The 2,628-nt window shown below is 60.9% G+C and carries 4 protein-coding genes and 1 pseudogene; all 5 read left to right on the top strand.

Annotation, left to right across the window (positions count from 1 at the left end):
- Positions 1–122: 122 nt before the first annotated feature.
- Positions 123–356, top strand: coding sequence for a hypothetical protein (locus WA944_RS03870; RefSeq protein WP_526372625.1), 234 nt, complete (start codon positions 123–125; stop codon positions 354–356).
- Positions 338–688: a type II toxin-antitoxin system PemK/MazF family toxin gene (locus WA944_RS03865; RefSeq protein ID WP_526372626.1), complete on the top strand. Its 351-nt coding sequence runs from the start codon at positions 338–340 to the stop codon at positions 686–688. The genes WA944_RS03870 and WA944_RS03865 overlap by 19 nt, the downstream gene beginning before the upstream one ends.
- Positions 689–1,445: 757 nt before the next feature.
- Positions 1,446–1,774 (top strand): annotated as a pseudogene (locus tag WA944_RS03860) (type II toxin-antitoxin system PemK/MazF family toxin).
- 369 nt (positions 1,775–2,143) lie between these two features.
- Positions 2,144–2,377 (top strand): hypothetical protein, encoded by a 234-nt coding sequence (locus WA944_RS03855; RefSeq protein WP_217158428.1) that lies wholly within the window; start codon positions 2,144–2,146, stop codon positions 2,375–2,377.
- On the top strand, positions 2,367–2,628 hold a 262-nt coding region (locus tag WA944_RS03850; protein WP_526610409.1), incomplete at its 3' end, for a type II toxin-antitoxin system PemK/MazF family toxin. The genes WA944_RS03855 and WA944_RS03850, both read left to right, overlap by 11 nt.

Genomic DNA, 2,628 nt, shown 5'->3' with positions numbered 1-2,628 from the left:
GCCCCGGCACCAAGCTGACTAACGGGCTCCACAGCCCAAGGAAGCGACGGCGTCGGCAGGCGACCCGACCCCATTTTCACGCCTACAAGGCGTCACCAAAAGGGATAGGAAGCTGACTACCAATGGCAGCAGAAACCACAACTGTCCGGGTCCGCCGTGCCGATTCTGAGCGGCTACAAGCGCTGGCCAAGGCCCGCCAAACCGCCGTCGTCGACGTCGTGCACGCAGCCGTCGACGCCTTGGAGAGGCAGGAATTCTTGCGAGGGCTCAACGGGGATTACCAGCGCCTTCGCAGCGACCCCAAAATGTGGGAGCAATACCTAGCCGAGCGTCATGAGTGGGACGCGCTGGCTTGATCTGGCGAGGCGAGATCTACCAAGTCGATCTTGCCCGCCCAGTCGGACACGAGCCAGCGTTTCGCCGTCCTGCGGTGGTGGTGTCGGTCGACATTCTCAACAACGGGCCGGGCGGTCTAGTGGTCGTCGTCCCGATCACGACCGCCGGTTACGGACTACGAAGCCACGTCGAACTTGAACCAGCGAGCAGCGGGCTGCGCCACACTTCATACGCGCGCTGCGACCACCTGCGAGTGGTCTCCGTCGAACGACTGTCAGCTCGCCAGGGAATGATTGGTCCAGAACAAATGCATGCCGTTGACCAAGCACTGCGCTTCGTCCTAGATCTGTAATCCCAGCTCTCGGCGTGACGCCGTAGTCGAATGAAAACAGTTGGGGTGTAGCGCAACAGGGCGAAGCCCAGTGATAATCCGCCATACTGAATTCCGTCGTGTTCCTCGCCGCCTAGAACAGTGAAGCGGACTACAGTTGACCCAGGGGTCGGCAGACATTGGACAAGGCGTTCCAATACTCACCGGGCGCACAATTGTCCGCCGGACGTGGGGTCTGGCAGGTGTTGGTGATCGGATCCCAGAATTGTCCGTTGACGCAATTCGGGGGCACAGCCGAACCGATCCCGGCACCGAACAGCGACCCGACAGCAATAGGAGCGGCCGCAAGAATGGCGATGGCCGAACGCCGCACAAGATGAATTCGCATATGGGTATTTTGCCCGACGCGTCGGTCCACACGTCAGGCACCACTCCGAACGTCCGTGATTCATCAGCCAAAAGCGGCGACTCTTACTGGTAACACGGCATATTCGACCTCTGCATGATCATTCGGCCCAACAGTCCGACCGACTACCCCATCCACGCCGCCGGAATCACGGTCGCGCCTCACGACAACGCAAGCAGATCGCCGTTCGACGTCCGGACGAAGTCGTCGATTTCATTGACAGGGAAGTGGACCAGCGGCACGTCGAGAGCCGCGCATCATCTGTACTCAAAGCGCTCGAACGCGAGCGTCGCCGGCTGATCGCTGCCCGCGAACCGGCGATTCTCGTCAAGTGGACCACCGCAGACGATGGCTTCGATGCGCTCGCTGCTCATGCCTCCACCTTCGAACTGGATATCGATTCAGACCAATCACGTCGCCCAACTTGATAAGGCTCGGCCGGTTCTGATCCTGACTCGGGAGCTCGTGCGGCCTCACCTAACCGCCAGGGTCGCCGTGGCACCGATCACCGGAACAGTTCGCGGTTGTCGACCGAAGTTCCAGTAGGTGTGCGTAACGGGCTCGATAAAGACTCCGTCGTCAGCGTCGACAACATTGCCACGATCCCGGTTGCGGCACTGGGGCATCAGATAGGGTTCCTTCTTCCTGATCAAGAGGAATCGCTGACAACGGCGATCCAGCATGCGTTCGATCTCGACTGACAAGCAAGGGCAACTGCCGTGCAGGGATCCATGCGGCGGCGAAGAGGAGTTCGCTGCGAAATCACTTGGGCGGCTGGGCCAATACGGCGTACTTTACTGGTAACCCGCCATATTCGATTCCGCCGTATTCCTCGTGGATCGAGCGTCAACGCAAGTCCGCCGGGGACGAACGGAGCCTCTGATGTTCCTCGTGGCGACGGGGCCATTGTGAGCGATGTCTGAGATGATCCGGATACGTGTCTCCTGTTTGCTGCAGGCCCACACGTAGTTGTCGGCAGGGGGGCGCTACGGGGGGTTGCCACTCCTGCCCGAAAGTAGTGTTCGTGTGGATTGAGTGACTGTCTTACAGAACGTCGTACACTGGTTGCTATGGCTGACACAATTACCTTCCGGCCGGACGAAGACACATCGAAGGCGCTGGAGGTCTTGACCAAAGACGGCACGGCGGTGTCCGCAGCCGTTCGATCTGCGCTTATCGATGCCGCACGACGGAAGGCCGGCGCGGCGATTCGTGCCGAGGCAGAGAGGCTTGCCGAAGACGAGTCCGACCGCGCTGAGGCCATGCAGGTCCTGCGGGATATGGAGACGTTGCGTGCGTGGTGAAGTCTTTCGATTGCATGCCCCGCGGGAGAGTCGCGGTCACGAGCAGTCCGGTTCCCGATACGCCGTCGTCGTCCAGTCGGATCAACTGCCACTGTCCACCTGGTTGGTTGCGCCAACATCCACGTCGGCTCGTGCCGCCAGCTTCCGGCCCGAGGTTGAAATCGCCGGCGTGAACACCCGGGTACTTGCCGAGCAGACTGCAGCGGTCGACCCGGGCCGGCTCGGCAAGAGTGTCGCGTTTCTCAGCTTCC

The sequence above is a fragment of the Mycobacterium sp. genome, assembly GCF_049683355.1.
Classification (GTDB): domain Bacteria; phylum Actinomycetota; class Actinomycetes; order Mycobacteriales; family Mycobacteriaceae; genus Mycobacterium.
Note: the sequence above shows the minus strand (reverse complement) of the source record. Positions and strands in the feature narration are given on the sequence as shown.

Excerpts from the sequence above, each read along its gene's own strand:
- WA944_RS03870 (WP_526372625.1), top strand. The coding sequence starts at position 123 with ATGGCAGCAGAAACCACAACTGTCCGGGTCCGCCGTGCCGATTCTGAG.
- WA944_RS03855 (WP_217158428.1), top strand. The coding sequence starts at position 2,144 with ATGGCTGACACAATTACCTTCCGGCCGGACGAAGACACATCGAAGGCG.